General features: G+C 43.1%; 21 protein-coding genes and 1 pseudogene. 14 read left to right on the top strand and 8 right to left on the bottom strand.

All coding sequences use genetic code 11. From position 1 onward, the window contains the following. The first annotated feature begins 370 nt into the window (after positions 1 to 370). The 3 genes from epmB to HGD77_RS05795 are packed head-to-tail and all read left to right on the top strand — an operon-like array spanning position 371 to position 5295. On the top strand, positions 371 to 1393 hold the full coding sequence (gene epmB / locus HGD77_RS05805; protein WP_005251335.1) for an EF-P beta-lysylation protein EpmB: 1023 nt from the start codon (positions 371 to 373) through the stop codon (positions 1391 to 1393). 9 nt (positions 1394 to 1402) lie between these two features. Next, entirely contained in the window at positions 1403 to 3148 is a 1746-nt protein-coding gene (locus HGD77_RS05800; protein WP_168730750.1) for a GTPase, read from the top strand. Next, positions 3130 to 5295, top strand: a complete 2166-nt coding sequence (locus HGD77_RS05795; RefSeq protein ID WP_005104571.1) for an EAL domain-containing protein — start codon at positions 3130 to 3132, stop codon at positions 5293 to 5295. The genes HGD77_RS05800 and HGD77_RS05795 overlap by 19 nt, the downstream gene beginning before the upstream one ends. Positions 5296 to 5394: 99 nt before the next feature. On the opposite strand, the gene rpmE is transcribed toward HGD77_RS05795, so the two are convergent. The 4 genes from rpmE to HGD77_RS05775 form a co-directional block, all read right to left on the bottom strand. Beyond that, positions 5395 to 5619, bottom strand: coding sequence for a 50S ribosomal protein L31 (gene rpmE / locus HGD77_RS05790; protein ID WP_004279743.1), 225 nt, complete (start codon positions 5617 to 5619; stop codon positions 5395 to 5397). 195 nt (positions 5620 to 5814) lie between these two features. After that, positions 5815 to 6795, bottom strand: coding sequence for a bile acid:sodium symporter family protein (locus HGD77_RS05785; protein ID WP_005104573.1), 981 nt, complete (start codon positions 6793 to 6795; stop codon positions 5815 to 5817). Positions 6796 to 6939: 144 nt separating this feature from the next. Then, entirely contained in the window at positions 6940 to 7341 is a 402-nt protein-coding gene (gene gloA, locus HGD77_RS05780; RefSeq protein WP_004279741.1) for a lactoylglutathione lyase, read from the bottom strand. Position 7342: 1 nt separating this feature from the next. Beyond that, a complete protein-coding gene (locus HGD77_RS05775) occupies positions 7343 to 9511 on the bottom strand; it encodes an AmpG family muropeptide MFS transporter (RefSeq protein ID WP_085064286.1) in 2169 nt (722 codons plus the stop codon). A 198-nt stretch (positions 9512 to 9709) separates the two neighbouring features. On the opposite strand from HGD77_RS05775, the pseudogene HGD77_RS05770 reads away from it, so the two are divergent. Next, positions 9710 to 12333: pseudogene (locus tag HGD77_RS05770) on the top strand (Lon protease family protein). An 89-nt stretch (positions 12334 to 12422) separates the two neighbouring features. Here the strand turns inward: HGD77_RS05770 and grxD are convergent. Next, a complete protein-coding gene (gene grxD, locus HGD77_RS05765; RefSeq protein ID WP_005104579.1) occupies positions 12423 to 12764 on the bottom strand; it encodes a Grx4 family monothiol glutaredoxin in 342 nt (113 codons plus the stop codon). Positions 12765 to 12924: 160 nt separating this feature from the next. Between grxD and HGD77_RS05760 the strand changes: the two genes are divergently transcribed. Beyond that, complete coding sequence (locus HGD77_RS05760; protein ID WP_005104581.1) at positions 12925 to 14136, top strand: aspartate aminotransferase family protein; 1212 nt, start codon at positions 12925 to 12927, stop codon at positions 14134 to 14136. Between the two features lie 59 nt (positions 14137 to 14195). Here HGD77_RS05760 and HGD77_RS05755 read toward each other — a convergent pair whose 3' ends face one another. From HGD77_RS05755 to surE, 3 genes are all read right to left on the bottom strand, one after another. After that, positions 14196 to 15125 (bottom strand): LysR family transcriptional regulator, encoded by a 930-nt coding sequence (locus HGD77_RS05755; protein ID WP_005104582.1) that lies wholly within the window; start codon positions 15123 to 15125, stop codon positions 14196 to 14198. A 91-nt stretch (positions 15126 to 15216) separates the two neighbouring features. Continuing rightward, positions 15217 to 16047, bottom strand: coding sequence for a peptidoglycan DD-metalloendopeptidase family protein (locus HGD77_RS05750; RefSeq protein ID WP_005104583.1), 831 nt, complete (start codon positions 16045 to 16047; stop codon positions 15217 to 15219). A gap of 94 nt (positions 16048 to 16141) precedes the next feature. After that, positions 16142 to 16930, bottom strand: coding sequence for a 5'/3'-nucleotidase SurE (gene surE / locus HGD77_RS05745; RefSeq protein ID WP_005104584.1), 789 nt, complete (start codon positions 16928 to 16930; stop codon positions 16142 to 16144). 112 nt (positions 16931 to 17042) lie between these two features. On the opposite strand from surE, the gene HGD77_RS05740 reads away from it, so the two are divergent. From HGD77_RS05740 to hflD, 9 genes are all read left to right on the top strand, one after another. Beyond that, positions 17043 to 17414 (top strand): MCR_0457 family protein, encoded by a 372-nt coding sequence (locus HGD77_RS05740; protein WP_004279733.1) that lies wholly within the window; start codon positions 17043 to 17045, stop codon positions 17412 to 17414. Between the two features lie 161 nt (positions 17415 to 17575). Next, positions 17576 to 17956, top strand: coding sequence for an MCR_0457 family protein (locus HGD77_RS05735; protein WP_005104587.1), 381 nt, complete (start codon positions 17576 to 17578; stop codon positions 17954 to 17956). A 128-nt stretch (positions 17957 to 18084) separates the two neighbouring features. After that, the gene (dacC, locus tag HGD77_RS05730) at positions 18085 to 19233 is read left to right on the top strand and encodes a D-alanyl-D-alanine carboxypeptidase PBP5/6 (protein WP_004279731.1); all 1149 of its coding nucleotides are present in this window, start codon (positions 18085 to 18087) and stop codon (positions 19231 to 19233) included. A 111-nt stretch (positions 19234 to 19344) separates the two neighbouring features. After that, positions 19345 to 19875 (top strand): gamma carbonic anhydrase family protein, encoded by a 531-nt coding sequence (locus HGD77_RS05725; RefSeq protein WP_085064282.1) that lies wholly within the window; start codon positions 19345 to 19347, stop codon positions 19873 to 19875. 68 nt (positions 19876 to 19943) lie between these two features. Beyond that, positions 19944 to 20660 carry a hypothetical protein gene (locus HGD77_RS05720; RefSeq protein WP_228761469.1) on the top strand — a complete coding sequence of 239 codons (717 nt, stop codon included), beginning with the start codon at positions 19944 to 19946 and terminating at the stop codon, positions 20658 to 20660. Beyond that, positions 20651 to 21352: an IS1 family transposase gene (locus tag HGD77_RS05715; protein WP_004282344.1), complete on the top strand. Its 702-nt coding sequence runs from the start codon at positions 20651 to 20653 to the stop codon at positions 21350 to 21352. The genes HGD77_RS05720 and HGD77_RS05715 overlap by 10 nt, the downstream gene beginning before the upstream one ends. Positions 21353 to 21484: 132 nt before the next feature. Next, complete coding sequence (locus tag HGD77_RS05710) at positions 21485 to 21970, top strand: NUDIX hydrolase (protein ID WP_085064281.1); 486 nt, start codon at positions 21485 to 21487, stop codon at positions 21968 to 21970. A gap of 4 nt (positions 21971 to 21974) precedes the next feature. Further along, on the top strand, positions 21975 to 23114 hold the full coding sequence (gene mnmA, locus HGD77_RS05705; protein WP_085064280.1) for a tRNA 2-thiouridine(34) synthase MnmA: 1140 nt from the start codon (positions 21975 to 21977) through the stop codon (positions 23112 to 23114). 7 nt (positions 23115 to 23121) lie between these two features. Then, positions 23122 to 23853, top strand: a complete 732-nt coding sequence (gene hflD, locus HGD77_RS05700; protein ID WP_168730749.1) for a high frequency lysogenization protein HflD — start codon at positions 23122 to 23124, stop codon at positions 23851 to 23853. Positions 23854 to 23890: the final 37 nt, after the last annotated feature.

Below are 23890 nucleotides of genomic sequence, written 5' to 3'. Positions count from 1 at the left end.
CCAAACTTACTAACTTTAATCTATTGATGCTATGGGCTGTTGCGATGTCATTTAGCAAGTCTGACACGAACATTGAGTTGCCACATGCACATTCATTTGATGTTGCGTATTCTAAATGAGCAATACACTTTGCCGCAATGAAAAAATCCGCTTTCACCCACTCAGGCTGTTTAAGTTACAATCAGACATGAAAATCCTTTGTTTATTCATGTCTTGCTCAACGTTAAAATACCATCAGGCGAGCACGAAGATCAGCATAGCTTAATCACTCTTTATTTTATAGCGCAGTGGATTATTGCGCTTCCGCACAAACTGTTAAACTGCGCCCATCAGGCTTTGTCCTCTCACTTATTATTGTTAATCTTCCGGCATGACGAACTATTTATATCAAGAACAAAACTGGCAATCACAGCTCAGCGACCTGATCACTGATCCACGCGAATTGCTTGAAGTACTGCAACTTGCACCAGAGCAACTGCTCTCAGGCGCCATTTTAGCTTCTGAACAGTTTAAACTGCGGGTACCACGTGCTTTTGTGGGCAAAATGCAGACCGGAAACCCTTTAGACCCATTGCTTTTACAAGTGCTGCCCCATCATCTGGAACTGGAAGAACATCCAGGATTTGTTACCGACCCCTTGGGCGAAGAACAGGCCAATCAGCAACCCGGCGTACTGCACAAATATAAATCCCGTTTCTTGCTGACACTGACTGGTGCCTGTGCTGTACATTGCCGTTATTGTTTCCGCCGGCATTTCCCCTATCAGGAAAATCTGCCTAAAAATGAAGACTGGATAAATATCAAGCAATATCTGGAAAGCCAACCCGATATTAATGAAGTGATTCTGAGCGGCGGTGATCCACTGACCTTATCGAACCGGAAATTAAAAACCTGGATTGAACGACTAGAATCAGTACCACATCTCAAATTCTTAAGAATACATTCACGAGTTCCTATTGTGATCCCCAACCGAGTCGACGAAGAGCTACTTAGCATGTTAAAAAACAGTAGGCTACGTATTATTCTGGTGGTACACTCAAACCATGCATCGGAGCTGGATGACTTCACTTGCAAGCGTTTAAACCAACTGGTTCAACAGCAGATCACTGTTCTGAATCAGGCGGTTTTATTAAACGGGGTAAATGATTCTGCTCAGGTTTTAGTGGATTTAAGCTATCGCTTGTTTGATGCCGGGGTCATGCCTTATTATTTACATGTACTTGATAAAGTAAAAGGTGCGCATCATTTTGATTTAGCGCCTGACCATATTAATGAGATTTATACAGAAGTTTTAGCGAACCTTCCGGGGTATTTGGTTCCTAAACTGGTTCGAGAAATAGCGGGCGAGAAGAATAAGACACCGCTTTTTGGGGTTTCAACATTTTTGAGTTAAATAATAAAGATGAGCACGCATACTTCAGACATTTTTCAGACACCGACGGAACTTAAACGAGAGCAGTTGAGCTTTTGTCCAACCACTGCCAAGGCTTTGCAGGAATGGGTTGCGGGGATTTCGATTCTACAGCTGGGGAATTCCTCCAAATCCCTGTTTAATGCCTTATTGGAAGTTTCCGAGCTGAAATGTCCAGAAACCCTGCGCTTTGACCTGATTCAGGTCTTGCATCCCACCCTTGAAAATGTCCTGACCAGTCTGGAAAAGCATTTCGTCAATCAGGGCCTGATCACTTCCGACCGGAATGACCAGATCATTGAACTGGCCATGCTGCTGCGCAGTCATTTTGCCAAAATTTATATCGATATCGTCAAACGCTGTAATCATCAGCTGACGCATCAGAAGTTTTCGCTATTTTCTCTAGGCAAAAAGAAGAGCATTCAAACTGCCCGGATGGTGTCGATTTATTATGCCCTGCAACAACTCACCCTTCTGTTATATCAACAGCATATGCTGTATAGCACGCCAGGTCTGGGACAATGGCTGGCTGCCCATCAACTGCTTGAATGTGCAATAGACAATAATTTCTATCAAAGCAATATCAATCAGGTATTAGGCACCCAGCATGAAATCCAGAATATTGCACATGCCTATGCACAGCTGATTTTACTGGATATCTTCAATACTCATCAGATCCGGCCTGCAGAAATCCAGGGCCTGTATCTATGCAGTTTTGACTGGGCCAAACTGGTGCAGATCTTGCCGAAGGAAACCACGCTGTCCCGTTATGTGGTCGATGCCAGCAAAGATCATCCACCGATCTTTAATACCCATCAAGAGCCACAGTTTCAGCCGAGCTTCTATATTTCCACCCAGAACCTGATGGATCATTTAACGGGTACTCAAAGCAAAAATGCGCAGTATCTGTCGCGGAATGAAAAACTGTTCCTGACCCCTGCACTGCATTTTCATATCTACAATCTGCTCTCGAACAATGTCGAGCGTCGTCATGAACGTTATGAATATTCAGCACAGATCAATATCTGCTTTGGCTTGAGCGTGGCGCATTTTTACCTGTCTAAAGGTAAAAACTTCAATGAAACCCTGGAACTCGATGCCAATTATAATTTCCAGAGCGAAAGCAGTTTTGTCAGCTCGATGGAAAATACGATTCCAAGTGCCTTTAGCAGTATCAAGGCGCTCGATCGCGAAACGAAACAGATTCATAGCGCTGAAGTTCTGGATATTAGTGTCAATGGTTACCGGATTAAATGGACTGGTATTACACCTGCCAATTTAAAAACTGGTGAATTTATTCTGGTTCAGGAAAAAACCCAGAGCCAGTGGCGTGGCGGTGTGATTCGCTGGATCAAGCAGTCCACTGACAAGAGCCTGGAAATCGGACTAGAAATTCTGGCACAAGAACTCTTTCCTTGTGCGGCCTATGCCCGTACCGAACGTCATCATGTCAACTATCAACCCGCACTCCTGGTGAAAATGACGCAACTGGATCAGGTTTCAACCAGTCTCATCGTGTCTGGCTCCCAGATGTTTAGAGAAAAACAAACCATTCATTTACGTCTCGGTCAGGAAGAACTCAAAATCTATCTAACCAAAGCACAACTGATTACGCAGAGTTTCATCCGTTTTGATTATGAATTATTGAATGATCAGGAAGAAGAGATGATCGAAAACTTTATCGATCAGCACATGAATGAAAGCAGAAATCATGATTTATGGGAAGCATTGAAGTGAGAAATCCATTATTGTCTAAAAAGTTAAAACGTACTGAAACACGTTTACTGATTATTGATGATAATCAAATTAGATATAACCAAATCCGTGATCTGCTGACCAGTAATGATTATCAGGTAGATGCTGTCCTGCTGGATGATCTGCAATCTTTTGAAAAACAATTAAATTTCAACTGGGATCTGATTATTTTTGGACGTGCCTACGACCTGAAATATGAACAGGCCTTAAGTTTGGTGCGCCTTTCGCAGCAACCTAATCTGCCGATGATTTTGCTTAAACCGGATGATTACCAGGCTGAACAATATGCGCAATATATCCGTAAAGGGGTATATGACATTCTCAATTTTGACTACCTGGAACGCTTTTATGTGGGACTGGTCCGAGCATTGTCATTTAGCCGTTTGTCACAGTCTCAGCAACATTTAATGACTGAGCTGGAAACAGCACAAATTCAGGCACAATCTTTAGTAGACGACAGCAACCGTGCTGTTGCCACCATTCAGGAAGGGATTCATATTCAGGCCAATGCGGACTACCTGAAACTGTTTGGCTTGCAAAATGAAGATGAGATTATTGGCCTACCGCTTCTGGATCTGCTCCAGCCTTCAGATTTGAATGATTTTAAAACGCGTTTCAAAAAGATTTCTCAGGGTCAATTTGATTTAGGTCGGGTCGAGATCCAGTCTCTGAATCCGCATGTGTCCGCATCTAATCCATTAAAACTGGAATTCTTGCCTTCAACGGCTGAAGAAGATGCGGTACAAATTAGCATTGATACTCAATCTAAAACGGTTTCCTCCGATAAAACTCCTGGAAAACCAAGCGTTTTTCAGTCACTTAAGCGTGAACTCCATAAGCAGTCTGCACCGGTGAATGCCTTGGTCACTTTCTCTTTTAGCGCTTATGATCCGGAACTTCTGCAGTCTGACTGGGCAACTTTTAGTGGCTACTTTAAAGCAGCCAAAGAATTCCTCACGGAACAGACCCATATTCCCCTGTTTAAACTGGAATATGATGTCGTTGTCGGTCTGTTCCAGGCAGACTCTAAAGCAATTCTTGAATCCAAACTGATCAGTTTAAATGCCTTAAGCAAACCGCAACTCATTACAGTGGGACCAAAGTCATTCCCTCTAAATTTGCGCTTGGGCTATGTCATGCTTGAACAGGGTTTGCAAGATGAAATGCATTGTAATACGCTGATTGGACAAGCATTCTCGACATCTTTACCTCAAGCAGAAGCTGTACCTGAATTTAAACTTGATATTCCTGCGTCACTGAGCAGTCCGGTTGCGGTAGAAATGCCAAGTATAGATTTCAGTGTTGCTGAAACACCAGTTGCCAGCCCAACATTGGCAGCCGTCAGTCCAGCAGTCACGTCTATTCCTAGCGCTACACCTTCTATTTTGAAAGCCTTAAGTGAATGTCTAGAACGTGGTGAGATTCATTTAAAATATCAACAACTCTATGATAAAGAAGATACGCGTTTATATGCCTATGAAGTGACCAGTGGCTTTATTTTTGAGAATAAATGGCAGGATATTTCTAGCCTTTTAGAACTTCATGAAGATGATGAACTGTCCATTAAACTGGATCGCTGGATTCTGGTTGAAGCCAGTAAACAGCTACACAACTTTATTACCCAGTATCCTGATGCAAGCTTAATTGTCAATTTGAACCGTGCCGTACTATTTAAAGACCGCACCTTCCCGGAATTTATTTCCAAGCTGATTACGATTATTCGCAGTAAAGTGAAGCATCCGCTAATCTTGCAATTCTCAGAAGAAGATATTTTACTGAATCAACAAGATGCACAAAAATATCTACGCGTGCTGTATGAACATGGCGCACTGATTGCACTGCGTGATTTTGGTCAATCCATGTACAGTCCAAATTTACTGCGCGAACTTGAACTGGATGGTGTCAGCTTACATTCAAACTTAACCAATATGCTCAATAAAGATACCGAGATTGAGCAACTACAGGAAAAAATTACCAGCTACAATGAAATCAAGCCACTCAATATTCTGATCCGTGAATTAAATGATATGACACTGTTCGCGAATGCCTGGAACGTGGATGCCCGCTTTATTCAGGGGAATTATTTCCAGAAAAAACTTGATCATTTGATTGATGTACAAGATCACTAAGATCTTGTACAAGCCTGTGCATTTAGGAAATCGAATGATAATTTTCTAAATTGCAGGCACAAAAAAACGGGCTTAAAGCCCGTTTTTTCATTTTGGGTATTAACGTTTAACAGAACGTGACATACCAGCAAAACGTTGTTTGAACTTGTCGATACGACCGCCAGTGTCAACGTTCTTTTGCTTACCAGTGTAGAATGGGTGGCAAGCTGAACATACGTCTAGATAAAGAGTTTCTTTACCAAGAGCTGAACGAGTTTCGATTACGTTACCACATGAACAAGTAGCAACTAAAGTTTCATATTTTGGGTGAATATCGGCGCGCATCGTCGATTACTCCATTAGATTCAAGAAGGTTTAGCTGTCATCGCTATTGATCACTCTCAAATGAGGAAGCAGGAACATCGTTCATGCAGATCAACACCACAACAGACCATTCTTTTGGCCCACCGAGACGGATACCGTCAGAGCTAAGCACAACAAGTGGGCATAATTATACGTGAAACGAATTCAATATGCGAATTATTCTTCAGCTTCTGATTCACTCTCTTTGGCCCACAGATTGGCAATAATCCCGCAGACCATTAACTGAATCTGATGAAAAATCATGATCGGCAGGACAATCATGCCCAGCGGCTGGCCAATAAATAAAATTTGCGCCATCGGCACTCCACTGGCCAAGGTTTTCTTGGAACCACAAAAGAATGCCGTTTTTTGGTCAGCGCGGCTAAAGCCCAGCCAGCGTGGAATATAAAGTGATAATAACATCACAATGGTGAGTAACACCGAGCAAGCCAGCAATAGCAACAACAAGGTACTCAAGCTCACTTCATTCCACAGCCCGGCCACGACGGCGCTACTAAAAGCGCCATATACCACCAGTAAAATCGAGCCTTGATCGAAGACCTTGACGATTTTTGGCATTTTCATCATTTGCGGATAGATCCATGGACGCAGAATCTGTCCTAAAATAAACGGCACCAAGAGCAGCAGTGTAATCTGGATAATCGAAGAAGTCGGATCAAAACCATGATCAGATTGACCGAGAATAAAAAATGCTACCAATAATGGAGTAATAAACATACCGATCAGATTGGAAAAAGAGGCACTACATACCGCCCCGGCGACATTGCCATGAGCCACTGAAGTAAAGGCGATCGAGGACTGCACGGTGGATGGCAGGAAACACATAAACAGGAAACCCCAATATAGTTCCTGTCCGAGCATGGGTAATAAAATCGGCTTGGCCAAAAGCCCGAGAATCGGAAACAGGGCAAAAGTTAGCGCAAAAACTAAAGTATGCAATTTCCAGTGCATAATGCCTTGCACCACAGCTTCACGAGACAGTTTGGCGCCGTGCAGGAAAAACAGGATGGCAATCGCTCCTGTCGTCACCCAGCCAAAGACTTCAGCCGCCTGCCCCGAAACTGGCAGCACACTGGCCAGCAAAACCATCACAAACAACAGTATCGTAAACCGATCCAATGCCAAGAACTTAAGCATATCCCTATAATCCCTCAGATTTTATTGTTTGATATAAAAATGCCCGGCTATCTTAACAGATGCCGAGCCCATGCTATGCACTCAGATTGATGTAATATTTTCATCTATACATGAATGCATTTCATATATCTCGCTACGTCACACTTAGTTATTACGTGCATTGTTGTCTTGCTGGATCAGCTCGATCTTGTAGCCATCTGGATCTTCAACAAATGCAATTACAGTCACGCCACCTTTCATTGGGCCAGCTTCACGCACCACATTACCGCCACGCGCTTTAATCTCTTCACACGCCTTGTAAGCATCATCGACTGCAATTGCGATATGACCATAGGCATTACCCAGTTCATAGCTGTCTGTATCCCAGTTATGGGTCAATTCCAGTACGGTGTGATTCTCTTCATCGCCATAACCGACAAAAGCCAGGGTAAAACGGCCCTCTTCGTAATCACGCTTACGAAGCAAAGTCATGCCAAGTACTTCAGTATAGAACTTGAGAGATTGTTCTAAATTGCCTACACGTAACATGGTATGTAGCATGCGCATATTAATCATCCTTCTGTACAGATTGTTGTTGGTGTTCACCGAGCAATTTTGCCACCCAAACCACCAGAATCAGAATGGGAATTCCAATTAAAGTGGTCATCAGGAAGAAATTCGGATAACCGATATTGGTCACTATAGTACCCGAATATCCGCCTAAAATCTTAGGGGTCAGGGTCATGAGTGAGCTGAAAATCGCATATTGAACCGCGGTAAATGACACACTGGTCAGGCTCGACAAGAAGGCAATAAATGCAGCACCAGCCAGCCCGGCAGCCAGATTATCGACAATAATGGCAAAATAAAGCCACTTGTCGCTATAAGGTTTAATCACTTTACCACTGACTTCGACCGCATCTGAACTGTTGCCATCCACCACTGTTAAGGGCTGAATATCGACATCCAGATCCTGGGTATTGGCCAAGTGATCATTGACTTGAAACACATGTGTTGTTTGCTGTAGTGCCTGATCATCTTGCATCAAGACGGCACTGATAATATGTGCAGGTAACTGAATCAGTTGTTGTGCAGGAATCGCGGCAGTAAATACGCCTTCACTTTCCAGTTTAGCCTCAATATTTTGATCATTGATTTGCAAAACAATCTTTTGATTCTCTTGCAGTGCTTCACCGACATATTGGCCGCGCACCACAATGGTCTTGTCCTGCTCAGCTGCGGTGAGAGTATTGTCACTGGTGATCGGCAGGATCTGTAACTGAGTGCTGCCCTGTTGTGCAGTCAAATATGGCATATTGACCTGCACAGGCGCTTGATTGGTATTATCTGTATTGAGATAAGCGGCTGAGACTTGCAGCTGTTTGCTCTGCGCCAGCACTGCACTTGGGATATCCAGCTTCCAGTAACCCACTTCATCGGTCTCTGCCTGATAAACCTGATTACCGGCTTTAACTTCGACAGCTGCCAGTTTTTCACCTGACTTGACCAGTCCGATAAAAATCAGGTTGGTGGAACAGGCTAGCACGGCACCGACAAACATCAGTTTCATGATGTTCATCTTCTGGGCCAAGAGCCCGCCAAGGAATCCACCGACTAAAGAGAAAATGACTCCATAGACTTTAACCGCCTCGGCAATCTGTTCTTTACTGAAATTCAGGTCCTGATAGAACACATTAGAAATGACGCCGGCAATAATATCGGAGACCCGATAAAAACCGATCAGCAATAACAACACCAATGCCAGTTTCAAGCCATAACGTTTAAAGAAGTCGGCAACCGGATTGACCCAGGTTTCATAGGCCATTTGCTTGTTAACCGCACCCATCTTTACCAAGCTTGCACCAATCGCAAAGGCCACTGCACCCGAGCCAACAAAGCGCAAAGCTTCAAAACAGAACAAGGCAAAGGTATCTTGAATGGCGAATTGTTCGGTGATGCTGGCCACCAGATTGCCCGAATAGATATAGCTCAAGACAAAACTGATCACCGCCACAAAAAATACGGCGACTAAACGGAAATAATCACTGCGCACATAGTGTTTTCGCACACGGTCAACCTGCGGCTCCCGAATGGACAGTGTGGTGATAATACCGACCAGCATGACAGCAGCCATCGCCAGATAGGTCCATTTCCAGGCATCATAGATATAGTTGCCTTTCGCAGTTCCCAAATAGGCCGCCAGAAACAAGGCACCAGCACCGGCCACAATCATCCCGATCCGGTAACCTGCATTATAGGTGGAAGCCAATACGGTCTGCATCTGGGTTTCTGCCAGCTCAATCCGGTAGGCATCAATCACAATATCCTGCGTTGCTGCGGAGAAACCAAGCAGGACAGCACCGAGCGCCATTTGCTGTAAATGTGTGGCACCCAAAGCCGGATCAGAAAAGGCCATAATGGAAATGGCACAGACAATCAGAATCTGCGCAATCAGCAACCATGCACGACGACGTCCCAGAGCCTTGGTCAGAAAAGGGACAGGAAGTTCATCAATGAGCGGTGCCCAGACGAATTTAAACGAATAGCCCAATGCGGCCCAGCTAAAGAAAGTTACTGCACTTTTGCTGATTCCGGCCTCACCTAACCATAAAGACAGACTGGAAAAAATCAGAAGAATCGGCACACCAGCCGAAAATCCCAAGAACAGCATGATCAATGCACGTCGATCTAAAAATGCTGTAAAGGCGGATTTCCAACCCGTCGTTTGTGTTGTCATTGCTTTATTATTTTCCACAGAAAAACCAATTGCTGCTATTCAATCCTGTAATAGCGTATCTTTCAACAAGATTTATATATTTATCACATTTCCGGTTTTTTATTTTCGGGCAAAAGCGACATGTTGGCTTGAATTTTTCAAGTAAATCTGTATACCTTAACTCTTATCAACGTAATATTTCGTTTTGGATTTTCAACAGTGACCCAGAGACTCGATCAAATTAATTCCTCTATTGCCAGCAACACCAGCACAACTCCACAAAAAATCCGCTCAGATTTACTTATCTCTGCATTTGAACAAAGCGAAATTAAAAATACTCTGGACCATACCCGGTTAATATCCACCCAGCTGACGCATATTCCAAACCTAGAAAAATTCCTGCGTCAACCAAACGGATCAAACCCCTGAATAACTTTTTGGGCCAAGATCGTGCACGTGCCTCAGTTGAGGCCGGGATTGCCCTACCTTATTCCGGTTATAACATTTTTGCCGTCGGTACAGCAGGACTCGGAAAACGCACCATGGTGAAGCGTTTGCTGCAGCAGCACGCCAAAACTATGGAAACCCCGAATGACTGGGTGTACGTCAATAACTTTCAGAACCAGCGTCAGCCGATTGCACTGGAACTGCCTCCGGGTCAGGGTCCAAAATTCCAAGCCATGTTGAATCAAAGCTGGCAAACCATTCTGAAACAGCTTGAGCGCCGTTTTACTGCAGAGACCTATCACAACCGCATTGAAATGATTCGCCAGGAAACTGGTGATGAGCAGCAGCAGGCGCTCATCGAACTGACCAAGGAAGGCGCAGAACTGGATCTGAAGCTGATCTCTCGACATGATGAGCACTGTTTTGTCCCTGTGCATCTGATTGATGACAAATTGCAGGAAATGTCTCAGGAAGATCTGAATGCCTTAAGCAACAAAGATCGTGCCGAACTGGCGTCCAACATGCGCTATATGGACAAGAAACTGGAACGTCTGGGTTTGCATCTGGGTGATCTGGAAGATGATGCACGCGATCGCGTACAGATCCTGAACCGCGATATCGCCAAGCAGGTGGTCTTACCGCGAGTCGAACAGATTCTGGCGAAATTCAAACACGTGGAAGGTCTGGAACATTATCTGAAGTATTATGCTGAAGACATTATCAATAATGTTGAAATTGTGCTGGAACAGGAAGAAGATGACTTCACTCCGGCACTGTTCAGTCGCGTTCCCGCACGTTATCAGGCCAATGTGATTATTACGCACAAGCCGAACAGTGGCGCACCGGTGATCTTTGAAGATTTTCCAACGCATTACAATTTATTGGGACATGTAGAACAACTGACCCAAAATGGCACGATCACTACAGACTTCACCCTGATTCGTCCAGGGACATTGCATAAGGCCAATGGCGGTTTCCTGATGCTGGAAGCGGAACAATTGCTGGAACAACCCTATGCATGGCAAGGCTTGAAGCGCGCGCTTAAATCGGGGCATTTAAAACTGTCCTCGCTCGAGCATATGATCACGCTGACCGGCAGCATTTCGATTGAACCTGCTTCGATTCCATTGAATATCAAGGTCATCTTGCTGGCTGAGCCTGAAATTTATTATGAAATTTTAGAGCTTGAACCCGAGCTGGGCAGCATCTTTAAAATCCGTGCTGATTTTACCGATACATTACAACGTAATGACGATAACGAGCAGGCCTATATGCAGCTGATTGCCGACTATGTACAATCGGATAAATTACTGCCTTTTGACCGTTCTGCTTTAGCCGCCTTGCTCACAGATTCCAGCCGTCAGGCCGAAGATCAAAGTTCATTGTCATTACACGCCCTGACGCTGGGCGATCTGATTCGTGAAGCACATCATCATGCCTTCCAGGCCGGTGACAAGATGGTCTCGGAAAAACATATCAATACCGCACTGGATCACCGTAAATATCGTCTCGGCTATTTACGTGAACTGTACTGGCAGGATCTGACCCGTGGTACCCAATTGATCGAAACCCGTGGTCATCGTCTGGGCCAAATCAATGCCCTGTCGGTGATTCATTATGCTGATGTTGAGTTTGGTCTGCCTTCACGACTGACTGCTTCGGTGTATCAAGGTGGCGGTGATATTTTGGATATTGAGCGCAGTGTAGAACTTGGTGGCTCTTTGCATGCCAAGGGTGTGTTGCTGATGTCATCTTTCCTGAAAGCACATTTCGGCCGTGAACAGACCCTGCACTTCTCTGCTGCGCTGGCCTTTGAACAAAGTTATGGTCAGGTCGATGGTGACAGTGCCACGGTAGCGGAACTTTCTGCCTTACTTTCTGCCATCAGCCAGTTACCGATTGATCAATCCTGGGCCATTACCGGTTCCATGAACCAGCTGGGACAAGTACAGCCGGTAGGTGGTGTGAATGCCAAAATTGAAGGTTTCTTTGATGCTTGCAAGTTACAAGGTCTGACCGGAAAACAAGGTGTGATTATTCCGCGTCAAAATATGCAACATCTGATGCTGCGTAAAGATGTCACCCTTGCCGTGGAAGAGGGTCAGTTCCATATTCACGCGATTGATACTATTGATCAGGCACTGGAAATCCTGATGGCGCGTCCTGTCGGTACCTTGGATAAAAAAGGTCGCTATAGCAAAAATTCAATCTATGCCGCAGTGATGGCACAGCTGGATTATTGGCAAGCGATTGAAGATGGTGCCGAACTGGTCGAAGTACCGAAGAAAAAGAAAAAAAAGAAGAAGAAAGACAAGAAGCAAATCGTCGAGCCACAAACTGAAGTTGAAACTGATGTTTCGACAGTTGAACAGCCGGATGCAGCGACAGAGGATTAACTCTGACCTTGACCTAAGCAAAAATAGAGACAAAAAAAGCGCTTCTCAATGAAGCGCTTTTTCACATCTGGACTTAATTTAATACAAAATTAAGCATCAACTGCCGGGCTGTACTGTTCAACTAAAGGCTTTAATTCACCTTTTTGGAACATGTCGAGCATGATATCACTACCGCCGATCAACTCACCATTGATCCAAAGCTGTGGAAATGTCGGCCAGTTGGCGATTTGTGGTAACATCGCGCGAATGTCCTGGTTTTCCAGAATGTTTACATAAGCAAACGGACGACCAATTTGACTGAGTGCTTCTACTGCACGTGCAGAAAAACCACATTGTGGAAATTGCGGTGTGCCTTTCATGTAAAGAAGTACTGCGTGTTTTGCAATTTGGTCACGAATTAACGCTTCGGTATCGCGTGCTTGTTCAGTCATTGATAAATCCTCAACTCATCTGTCTCGCATTATACCCAAATCCAGGCAAAACAGTATGTCTAAAGCAATAATTCCAATTTTATTTACAATTACCCTTTAAATCTGAGCGGGTTTTTGCTTATATAAGTTTTTCTTTCCACCTAACAGTTAAGAGTTAGTCATGAATAATATTACCCTCGCACCGGTACAAACTGATCAACCGTCTCATTTGATGCCTGTTTTTGGCCGTCAACCGATCAGCTTTGTCCGAGGACGAGGTGCATATCTTTATACCGAAGATGGTACAGAGTATTTAGATGCATTAACCGGCATTGCCGTATGTGGTTTGGGACACGCGCATCCAGTTATTGCCGAAGCGATTGCTGAACAGGCAGCGACCCTGATTCATACCAGCAACCTGTTTGAAGTGCCTTGGCAAACCGCTGCCGCACAGAAACTGGCTGAAGTTGCAGGCATGGAAGAAGTATTCTTCTCAAACAGTGGTGCAGAATCCAATGAAGGTGCAATCAAAATTGCACGTAAATTCGGTCATATGCAAGGCATTGCTTCACCAAAAATTATTGTTGCTGACCAGTCTTTCCATGGTCGTACCATGGCCACCCTGTCTGCTACAGGCAATAAAAAAGTGCAAGAAGGTTTTGGCCCGCTGGTTGAAGGTTTTATTCGTGTACCTTTTGGTGATATCGAAGCAATTGAAGAAGCTGCAATCAATCATCCGGATATCGTAGCGATTTTGATTGAGCCTATTCAGGGTGAAGGCGGTGTGAATACCGCACCTCAAGGTTTCAGCTATTTAGAAGAAATCCGTCAAATCTGTAACCAGCACAACTGGCTGATGATGCTGGACGAAGTACAAACTGGTAATGGCCGTACCGGTAAATATTTTGCTTACCAGCACACCAATATTATTCCGGATGTACTGACCACAGCCAAAGGCTTAGGAAACGGTTTCCCGATTGGTGCAGTGATGACTCAAGGTCGTGGTGTCGGCGTATTAACTGCTGGAAATCACGGTTCTACCTATAGCGGTACAGCACTGGGTTCGCGTGTGGTCTATACTATTCTCGATATTATGCAAAAAGAAAATATCGTCGCGAATGCTGCTGAAAAAGGTGCTTATATCGTTGACCAGCTACGCAACAAACTGGCAGATCAAAATGTCATCGTACGTGGTTTTGGTCTGATGATCGGGATTGAATTACCAAAAGAATGCGGTGATCTGGTTGCGATTGCACGCGATGAATACAAGATGATTATCAATGTCACCGCAGGCAATGTCGTTCGTCTGTTGCCTACCCTGAATATTACCCAGGAGCAGGCAGACCAGTTGATCGAACGTCTGGTGAAAATGATCAAAGCTTATTTGGCCTAAAGCCCTAGCCTAAAAATTAAAAAAGCCGCTCTAAAGCGGCTTTTTTATTATTCTGCATTCTATGATGCGTTTTGTAACATACGTCCGCCAGAGATCTGGCTAAAATATTGTTTCAAGGTATCAAGACAACGAAGAATTTTTGTCGGTTGTTGTTCACGTTTCGGAATAACCGCATACAGTGTAATCGGTGGTAGTCTCCATTCAGGCAGAACTTCAACTAAGGTACCGTTAAGCAAATCTTTTTTAGCATCAAGATATAAAACCTTGGCAATCCCATTACCCTGCAAGCACATCGATTTTGCAACCAAACCGTTATTGGTACTGAAACGGGATTTCAGTTCAAACTCGGCTTTTTCTGCAGTATTCACATGTTGAAAATGATAATACTGATGGTTTTTAAGATGCGTTAAAGGCAAGACCTCATGATTTTTAAGATCATCAGGTCTCGAAATAATGGGGCTTTGATTAATATAACTCGGTGTCGCCACCAGAATTTGCTCAATCTGCATCAATGGCACAACCTGAAGATTATGCTCATCATTTTTCTGTTCAAATCTTAGGGCGATATCAACCCGCCCATCCAACAAATCAACCTCATGATTGTTTGTTTCTAAATGTACTGCCAAGCCGCGATGTGCAGCCATCCAATGAGAAAGTGCAGGAATCACATGATTCGCGCATAATTCTGGCAAAGAAACGATACGCAGCTCGCCCACGAGATCATCACGTAATTCATTGATCCGGACTTTACCGCGTTCAGCAGCAGATAACATTTCTTGGCAGCTATGGAAAAAAGCTTGTCCCGCTTCGGTCAGACTTAATTTTCTCGTCGAACGATTTAGAAGTACGACTTCCATATCGTGTTCTAACGAGCGAATTTGTTGACTGACGGCGCTGGTCGTAATCCCTAATTCACGGGCAGCACCGCTAAACGAGTTTTTCTCCACAACGCAAGCAAAGACACCCATTGCTCGAAGTTGATCTAACATAAATTTCCCTCTAAACTTATGAGGTGCTTCATCATTTGATAAAAGCAACTTATTGTATTATACGGCGAAATTTACACTTTGCATTATTTATTTAATTGTTTGGTAAAACTGCAGTAGGATTAATAGGTTTGCCGTCTAAGCGCACCTGAAACTCCAGCATGGTACGGTTTGTACCAGTCGATCCCATTTCTGCAATTTTTTGACCAGCCGTTACATTTTGGCCACTTTTCACATTCAATTTACTGTTATGTGCATAAGCGGTGATATAGCCATTGATATGCTTCACCAACACCAGATTGCCATATTCTTTCAGGCCATCAGCGGCATACACCACCTGCCCGTCTGCTGCTGCAAATACCGGATCACCGACATTGCCACTATAGCGGGTGCCCTTGATATTAGAAGCTAAATTGTATTGCTGAAGAATCGCACCATTCGATGGTTTTACCCAACGTAAACCTGCAGCCGTAGATACTGGCGTAACCGGTGCAGATGTATTGACGCGTGGTGTGGTTTGTACTGTGGTTGCTGGCGTAACCGGTGCCGGTGTAGGCACTGCAATTGTTTGACGCTGGATTGGCGCTGCCTGAGTCATAGCCTGAGTACTGGTGCTACGGCGCGCAGTATTGCTTTTCAGGCGGATTGATTGTCCGACATAAATCCGGTAAGGCGCACTGATATCATTCATCTCGGCAACACTGATATAGTTCAGTCCATAACGTGCTGCAATCCCACTCAATGTATCTCCTGAACGCACCGTATAGAAATCAGGAGCTGTTGCATAACGCGTTGCATTATTCACCTGGGGTTTGGTGGCACAACCGGTAATTACTCCTGTAGAAATAACAACGGTCGATAAAACGAGGGTTTTAATCAGGGTTGCAGGCGAAGCTACGACACATTTCGGTAACACCAAGAACATTATCTTCCTCTCTAATGCTATACGGTTGCAAAATTCCGTTAAGATTAGCAAAGTTTTACGGCAATATACTTGCAATCGCGAGTTTTTCACAAAGTTATAACACTAAGGACGCATTTTCTGCCAATTGTGTTTGTAAATTCCGCAGACTCTCATAATTGGTAGCATCCATCTGAATCGGGGTAATACTGACATAGCCATTGGCGACCGCAGAGAAGTCCGAATCAATTTCGTTAAATCCTGGCTTAGGGTCTGCGACTGCTTCTCCTGAGAGTCCAATCCAGAATACCTGACGACCACGCGGATCTATATGACTCGTCACCGGTTTAGACTGACGGCGGCGACTTTGATATGTCACTTTTTCACCCTGCAATTCAGTTACATCTGGAATATTGATATTAAAAATATGTCGCTCAGGCAGAACAGGCAAACCACGAGCAATAAAATCATGCACCCATTCGGCGGCCAACTGATAATCCTGAGGCTGCTGATAGCCACGTACATTCGGCCCACTCAGTGATACGGCAATCGCAGGATGTTTAGTTAAACGACCTTCAAAGGCCGCCCCGACTGTACCGGAATACAAGATATCATCTCCCAGATTTGCGCCGCTATTTATCCCGCTAACCACCAGGTCAAATTCAAAATCAAATAGCCCGTTCATAGCCAAGTAAACGCAATCTGCCGGCATCCCATTAACCGCCCAGACATCAGGAGAAATCTGGATTGGGCGTAAAGGGCGGTCCAAAGTTAAGGCACTAGAAAAGCCACTGCGTTCACTTTCCGGTGCCACAATCACCACTCGCCCCAAAGGCTTTAGCGCTTGCGCCAAAGCCTGAATACCGGGTGCAAACACCCCATCATCATTTGAAACTAAAATATTCACTGAAAAAATCTCGTTACGCTAAAAAATGACTGACTAGGACATTTCATTGTATTAGTGCAGGAATTATATATATTTATTGCTCGACATCCATCTTTATAATATGTGGCTCAAGATGATTAAAAAATTCTCTTTATTTAGCGCTCTCACTTTAAGCTTGGCAGCATTTATTTCCCCTTCAGTCATGGCAAACGATCTGACTGTTGAAGAAAACAATACCATTGTAAAAGAAGATATTGCATCAGCACAGGTTATGGCTGAAGTTTGCCCGGCAATCATTGGTCAAAATCCAAAATTTAACAGCACCGTTGAACAATTGATCCAGTCTTATCTTGCAGACTACTCAGATAAAGGCATGAGCTATCAAAAGCTACAGGCAGACAGTGAATATAAATCTTTACTTGAAGAAGCACGTCAGGGTGCAAAGCAAACCAGCTCAGACGAGCAGAAAACTGTCTGTGAAGAAATGCTGAACTACCAAGGCTAAGCCAGCTAAATTTTCAAATAAGACGGTGTAAACATCGTCTTATTTTCTCTTACAGATTTATTCATAATTCTACAGCTTCGCTACATTTTCCCACTTTTCAATTTCAAAAATAAGTTTAAGCTAGGCAAATTATTGTTCTAAATCCATTTTTTGAGTTTTCAATGAAAAATCCAATATTCCAAGCTTTAACATTCTGCGCAATTTCTGCCGCCACTCTTTTGGGAACTTCTGCATTTGCAGCCGATGAAAACATTAATGTTACCCCAACTCAGCAAGTGACCAAACAGGAACTGGCAGCCATTTATGTTCTTTCAGAAATCTGTCCAAGCATGGTCAAAGACAAGTCACAGTTTAATCAGGGTTATACCAAGCTGGTGACTGAGTATATGCCGGGCCAGCGTAATCCGGTTGAAAGCTTAAACCAGATGGCTAAACAGAACGATTTCCGCAATATTCTGGCCGAAGCACAATCGGATGCCAAGAAAGCCGGCAAGAAAAAAAATCAGGTGATTTGTAATGAATTAACCACCTATAACAATTAAGCTGCTTTTCTGCCGATAACTTACAATACTTTTGAAATAAGACCGGGTTTCCCATAGAAGTCAGCCTAGCTTTGTCCTAAAATGCTAGGCTCTTCGTGCTTACATCAAGATATAGGAACCCACTAGAAATGACCCAAAAAACTGCCCTTGCTGCATTATTATTAGTTCCTAGTTTTAGCTTTGCAGCAACTGTCCTATCTGCACCACCAGAATTGAATAATAAATCCTACGTGCTAATGGACTACGAGACAGGGCAACTTCTCGCTTCAAAAAATGAAAATGAAAAATTAGCCCCTGCTTCAATGACCAAGATGATGACCAGCTACATCATCGAACAAAAACTATTGAGCGGTGAACTCACTGAAGATGAACAAGTGCGCATGAACGAGTCAGCATGGTGTCGCGGCAGTAGCGCGGAATCATGTATGTATGTACCTTTAAATGGTACGGCAACTGCACTTGAAATGCTTCGCGGGATTATTATTCAATCAGGGAATGATGCATCTAAAGCCATGGCTGAACATATTGCAGGGAACGAGGGTACCTTTGCACATATGATGAACCAGGAAGCTAAACGTATTGGCATGACCAATACCAGCTTCGTGAACTCAACCGGCATGCCGGCTGAAGGTCATTATTCAACTGCCAAAGATATGGCAACGCTGGCACAGCACATCATTAAAGATAGTTCTAAATACTATCCGATTTATGCGGAAAAAGAATTTACCTTTAATGGCATCAAGCAAGGTAACCGTAATGCCCTGCTGTATACCGACCCGAGCGTAGATGGCTTAAAAACTGGCCACACCGATGAAGCCGGTTATTGTTTGACTACCTCTTCAAAACGTGGACCTACACGTCTGATTTCAGTGATTTTTGGTGCACCTACCATGCAGGAACGTGCGACACAAACACGTGAATTGTTGGCTTGGGGTTATGCAAACTTCGAAACCAAAAATGTTCAACCGGCTAAACAGGTACTTGCTAAAGCCAAAGTCTGGTTTGGTAAGGAAGATGAAGTTCAGATCGGTCTTGCTGAAAACTTTAATGTGACTATGCCGAAAGGTCAGGCCAACGCGATTAAAACCCAGCTGGTGGTTCAGCCTAAACTGACTGCACCTTTACAGCCTGGTCAGGTCGTAGGTAAATACGTAGCGACTCTGGATGGTAAAGTAATTTCAGAAAAACCGTTGGTGGCTTTAAACGCGGTTGAAGAAGCTGGTTTCTTCGCACGTATGCTCGACCACATTAAACAATTCTTCTCAAACTTGTTCTAAGTTTAAATAGACTGTTTTAGTCTAGCACTAAGACCAAAGCACTCATTCAGATGGGTGCTTTTTATTTTATACTATGCACATGATCCTTAAACTTTTAATGAGCAGATCACCATGAGCCAAAACATTCGTTCTTATTTAGACACAACTCCACAAATTGATGAATCGTGTTATATCGATCCGATGGGAATCGTGGTCGGCGATGTGGTCTTGGCTGAAAATGTCTCTGTCTGGCCTTTTGCCGTGATTCGTGGTGATGTTAATTCAATCCGGATTGGTAAAAATTCGAATGTTCAGGATCATGCCATGTTGCATGTCAGTCATAAAAAAGCCGATAAACCCAATGGTTCGCCTTTGATCATTGGTGAAGATGTCACGATTGGCCATCATGTGACATTGCATGGTTGTACGATTGGTAATCGTGTATTAATCGGGATTAACAGTATTATTCTGGATGATGTCATCATTCCGGATGATGTGATGATTGGTGCAGGTACGCTAGTTCCACGAGGCAAAGTCTTAGAGAGTGGTTGGCTCTATGTGGGCAGCCCTGCCAAAAAAGCACGTCCGCTCACTGAAAAAGAAATGGCATTCTTGTCTTATTCTGCGCAGAATTATGTGAAAGTTTCTGGGAATTATAAATAACTGTTTTAATTGCCAAATTTTTTGATTGTTAGATACAATAAATTAAATCTATCTCTATATGAATATTTATGTTTAAAGAAATTGAAAAATATGTAGGATTTTATCTACTCACCTACATAATAATTTTATTCATATGTGGATTTTTTCAATACATAGCAGTGTGTCAAGGACAATCTTTATCTTGTAGCTTCAGTATGACTGGAATTAACACAATTATTACAACCACTGCTTATGTAATAACACCTATAGTTGCCATCATTGGTTTTATTTCTTGGAAGGTACAATATAACATTCAACTCGAAAAAAATGATCTCAGAAATGCTTTAGAGGCTGCCGTCATACTCAAGGAAAATATAAATTATTTTGAAGTACATTTAAATAACTTATATGTACAAATACAAGAAGTACCCGTAAAAAACTTCGAAACACTTATTTCACATTATGATGAAAATAAAGTTGAAATTAGACAAAAAAGACGTGAACTTTCCCTGAATACAATCAAATATTACTCATGTCTAGAAATATGCCAACATCCAATTCCTGAAAGTCAAATTGACTTTCTATATAATCATAACAATGAATATGCCTATTCTTTAGATATTTCATGTGGAGATTTTGAGGAAAATGATATAAATATGTTTGTTAAAAATTGTCCAAATTTTCTTAAAAAAACAAACATTATCAGCAAAACCTTACAAGCCCAAATTAAAATTTTGGGTGGTGTATCAAAAAGTATGCTAAAAAAAAGCAGGTTGAATTTTGATAAAATAGAGAAATGCAAATAACTCTAGAAATCAAATGTCCAACCTGCCTCAGTGACAGTATAAAGAAAAATGGCATCAAAGTAGATGGGAAACAAAACTACCAATGCAAAGACTGCAAACGTCAGTTTATTGGTGACCATGCTCTGAGCTATCTAGGATGTAATTCTGGCATTACTCGTAAAATATTACAGTTAATGGTCAGAGGCAGCGGTATACGAGATATCGCTGAAGTTGAGCGCATTAGTATCGGTAAAGTCTTACGGACTTTAACTGAATCGGCCTATCAAATTCAGCCTAAACAAAGTCATTATGAATCTCTCGAAGTAGATGAATTCTGGACTTTTGTTGGAAATAAAAATAATAAACAATGGCTTATTTACGCCTACCATCGAGAAACAGGTGAGATTGTTGCTTATGTTTGGGGTAAGAGAGATTTAGCTACAGTCCAAAGGTTGAAGACAAAGCTTAAACAATTAGGTATTCACTACACCCGAATTGCAAGTGATCATTGGGATAGTTTCATCACTGCTTTTAAAAACTGCAAGCAAAGTATTGGTAAGTTTTTTACTGTAGGAATTGAAGGTAATAATTGCAAAATAAGGCATCGAATAAGGCGTGGTTTTAGAAGAAGTTGTAATTTCTCCAAAAAGCTTGAAAACCATTTTAAAGCCTTCGACTTAACCTTCTTTTACATCAATAATGGCTTCATTTAATGTCAGCATACTTTTTAAAACACCACCAAATTTTGAAGGAAAGTTTAAAACTATAGTTTTCGGAAAATTTCATCATAGCCACACACCCTAAAATTTTATACAATAGTGCATCCTTTTCCATGGTGCTGCTTTATGACCGCTTGGACTGCTCATGTCACTGTCGCAACTGTCGTTGAAAAAGACGGAAAATTCCTGTTTGTAGAAGAACATACAGAAGGTGTGACACACACGGTATTTAATCAGCCAGCAGGTCATGTTGAATGCGGTGAAACCATTATTGAAGCCGCAATTCGTGAAACTATGGAAGAGACCGGACATAGGGTTGAAGTGACTCATCTGTTAGGGATGTATACCTATACCCCACCCATGTTTCCGGATCGTACTTATTTTCGTTTTTGTTTTTTAGCCAAATCCATTGACTATGACCCAAATGCCACTTTAGATACAGATATTGTCGGCGCAGTCTGGATGATGCTCGATGAACTGATTGAATCTGCTCGTGCGCGTAGTCCATTGGTGATTAAAGCCGTGCAAGATGCACTTTCAGGTCAAAAATACCCTTTATCGCTCATTTACGAGCACCAAAATTCTCCCTTAATTTCAAATTTGGATGCCTAATCCTATGCAACAACGTGTCATCGTCGGTATGTCAGGTGGTGTAGATTCATCTGTTTCTGCTGCCCTTTTACTTCAACAAGGTTATCAGGTTGAAGGTCTTTTCATGAAAAACTGGGAAGAAGATGACGGCACAGAATATTGCACGGCGATGGATGACCTTGCCGATGCTCAGGCCGTTTGCGACAAAATCGGCATTAAGCTACATACTGCAAACTTTGCAATGGAATATTGGGATCGTGTATTCGAGCATTTCCTGGCGGAATATGCAGCTGGCCGTACGCCAAACCCAGACATTTTATGTAATAAAGAAATTAAATTCCGTGCCTTCTTAGATCACGCGATTAACTTGGGTGCAGACTTTATTGCCACAGGTCACTATTGTCGTCGTGGTGAAACCATGACCAACTCACGTGGTGAAGAATATGCACCTTTATTACGTGGTGTGGACAATAACAAAGACCAGACTTACTTCCTGCATGCTGTCCATGGTCGTGAAATTAATAAGACCCTGTTCCCTGTTGGTGAAATTGAAAAGCCACAAGTCCGTAAAATTGCAGAAGAATTAGATCTGGTCACGGCCAAGAAAAAAGATTCGACTGGCATCTGTTTTATTGGTGAGCGCCGATTTAATGACTTTTTAAAGCAATATTTACCTGCTCAACCGGGAAAAATCGTGCTGGAAGATGGTAAAGAGGTTGGTGATCATCACGGCTTAATGTACTATACGCTCGGTCAACGCGGTGGCATTGGTATTGGTGGTATGAAAGGCGTCGCTGAAGGTGCCTGGTTCGTATTACATAAAGATATCGAAGGTAATCGCCTGGTGGTCGGCCAAGGCCATGAACACCCACTCATGCAAAGTACTACACTTTGGAGTGAGGCGATTGACTGGGTCGCAGGTGAGCAGGATATTCCTGAAACAGGTTTCCGTTGCACAGCAAAAACCCGTTACCGTCAGACTGATCAAGCATGTACTGTGTATCAAGATTCAGAATCACTGAATGGTGTTCGTGTTGAGTTTGATGAACCTCAACGTGCAGTGACCCCGGGTCAAAGCGTGGTGTTCTATTCAGGTGAAGTTTGTTTAGGGGGTGGTGTGATTCATCATACCAATGCACCTAAACCTGATTTTATAAAAGGATGAATTCGGCATGACGGAGTTACCATTTCAACCGGCCACAACGTTGAATACTCGTCAAAATCGTGCTTTGGCATTAGCGGGTGTGTTTCAGGCCACCCAGCTGACCCATATGACCGCATTGACGGGTCAGCAAAGCATTGGTGAAAGTGGTAACTTTTATTTTGAACAGTTGATTAGAGCCAGTCTTAATATCCGTCCCGGCAGCAATCAGAATGCCCAGACGCTCGACTTTTTTAATCAACTGGCCGATATTTCCTTAGGTTTAAAAACATTAGAAAGCAGCATTATTCAACCCTTCAATACTTCTCCAAAATCCAGAATTCCAAAACTTTCCAGCACTAAACTTCCCATGAGCTATGCGATGGCACTTCTTCAGTTAGAAAAGAAGGTCTATAGCAATCCCAAATTTGTTGAAATTATTGAACAGTCCCAACAGAAAATTCTCAGACAGCTCTCCTTCTTCGATAATAATTACCTGCACCCCAGCATCATTGCCAATTTCGCTCAAACCTATGTCGATACTGCCGGACAGATTAATCCGCGCATTATGGTGCGTGGTAATGCCGAAGCCTTTAAAGATGCCGGACACACCAACCGGATCCGCGCTTCTTTATTTACCGGTTTGCAAATGGCGCATCTGTGGCGTCAGCTCGGTGGCAGCTCTTGGGGCATGGTATTTGGCAAACGCAAGTTGCTACAAGATATTCAGAATCTAGCGCGTTTACAGTTTCAGGTGGTTTAACTGATGCTGCACGTGTTTCGTTTTACGTTTAATTCCA

This window comes from Acinetobacter sp. NEB149, from assembly GCF_012516415.1.
Lineage (GTDB): Bacteria > Pseudomonadota > Gammaproteobacteria > Pseudomonadales > Moraxellaceae > Acinetobacter > Acinetobacter lwoffii_V.
The sequence above is the reverse complement of the archived record's forward strand: the minus strand, read 5'-3'. Positions and strand labels throughout refer to the sequence as shown.

Coding starts and splice junctions, on each gene's coding strand:
- epmB (WP_005251335.1), top strand. CDS start 371: ATGACGAACTATTTATATCAAGAACAAAACTGGCAATCACAGCTCAGC.
- HGD77_RS05800 (WP_168730750.1), top strand. CDS start 1,403: ATGAGCACGCATACTTCAGACATTTTTCAGACACCGACGGAACTTAAA.
- HGD77_RS05795 (WP_005104571.1), top strand. CDS start 3,130: ATGGGAAGCATTGAAGTGAGAAATCCATTATTGTCTAAAAAGTTAAAA.
- rpmE (WP_004279743.1), bottom strand. CDS start 5,619: ATGCGCGCCGATATTCACCCAAAATATGAAACTTTAGTTGCTACTTGT.
- HGD77_RS05785 (WP_005104573.1), bottom strand. CDS start 6,795: ATGCTTAAGTTCTTGGCATTGGATCGGTTTACGATACTGTTGTTTGTG.
- gloA (WP_004279741.1), bottom strand. CDS start 7,341: ATGCGCATGCTACATACCATGTTACGTGTAGGCAATTTAGAACAATCT.
- HGD77_RS05775 (WP_085064286.1), bottom strand. CDS start 9,511: ATGACAACACAAACGACGGGTTGGAAATCCGCCTTTACAGCATTTTTA.
- grxD (WP_005104579.1), bottom strand. CDS start 12,764: ATGACTGAACAAGCACGCGATACCGAAGCGTTAATTCGTGACCAAATT.
- HGD77_RS05760 (WP_005104581.1), top strand. CDS start 12,925: ATGAATAATATTACCCTCGCACCGGTACAAACTGATCAACCGTCTCAT.
- HGD77_RS05755 (WP_005104582.1), bottom strand. CDS start 15,125: ATGTTAGATCAACTTCGAGCAATGGGTGTCTTTGCTTGCGTTGTGGAG.
- HGD77_RS05750 (WP_005104583.1), bottom strand. CDS start 16,047: ATGTTCTTGGTGTTACCGAAATGTGTCGTAGCTTCGCCTGCAACCCTG.
- HGD77_RS05740 (WP_004279733.1), top strand. CDS start 17,043: ATGATTAAAAAATTCTCTTTATTTAGCGCTCTCACTTTAAGCTTGGCA.
- HGD77_RS05735 (WP_005104587.1), top strand. CDS start 17,576: ATGAAAAATCCAATATTCCAAGCTTTAACATTCTGCGCAATTTCTGCC.
- dacC (WP_004279731.1), top strand. CDS start 18,085: ATGACCCAAAAAACTGCCCTTGCTGCATTATTATTAGTTCCTAGTTTT.
- HGD77_RS05725 (WP_085064282.1), top strand. CDS start 19,345: ATGAGCCAAAACATTCGTTCTTATTTAGACACAACTCCACAAATTGAT.
- HGD77_RS05720 (WP_228761469.1), top strand. CDS start 19,944: ATGTTTAAAGAAATTGAAAAATATGTAGGATTTTATCTACTCACCTAC.
- HGD77_RS05715 (WP_004282344.1), top strand. CDS start 20,651: ATGCAAATAACTCTAGAAATCAAATGTCCAACCTGCCTCAGTGACAGT.
- HGD77_RS05710 (WP_085064281.1), top strand. CDS start 21,485: ATGACCGCTTGGACTGCTCATGTCACTGTCGCAACTGTCGTTGAAAAA.
- mnmA (WP_085064280.1), top strand. CDS start 21,975: ATGCAACAACGTGTCATCGTCGGTATGTCAGGTGGTGTAGATTCATCT.
- hflD (WP_168730749.1), top strand. CDS start 23,122: ATGACGGAGTTACCATTTCAACCGGCCACAACGTTGAATACTCGTCAA.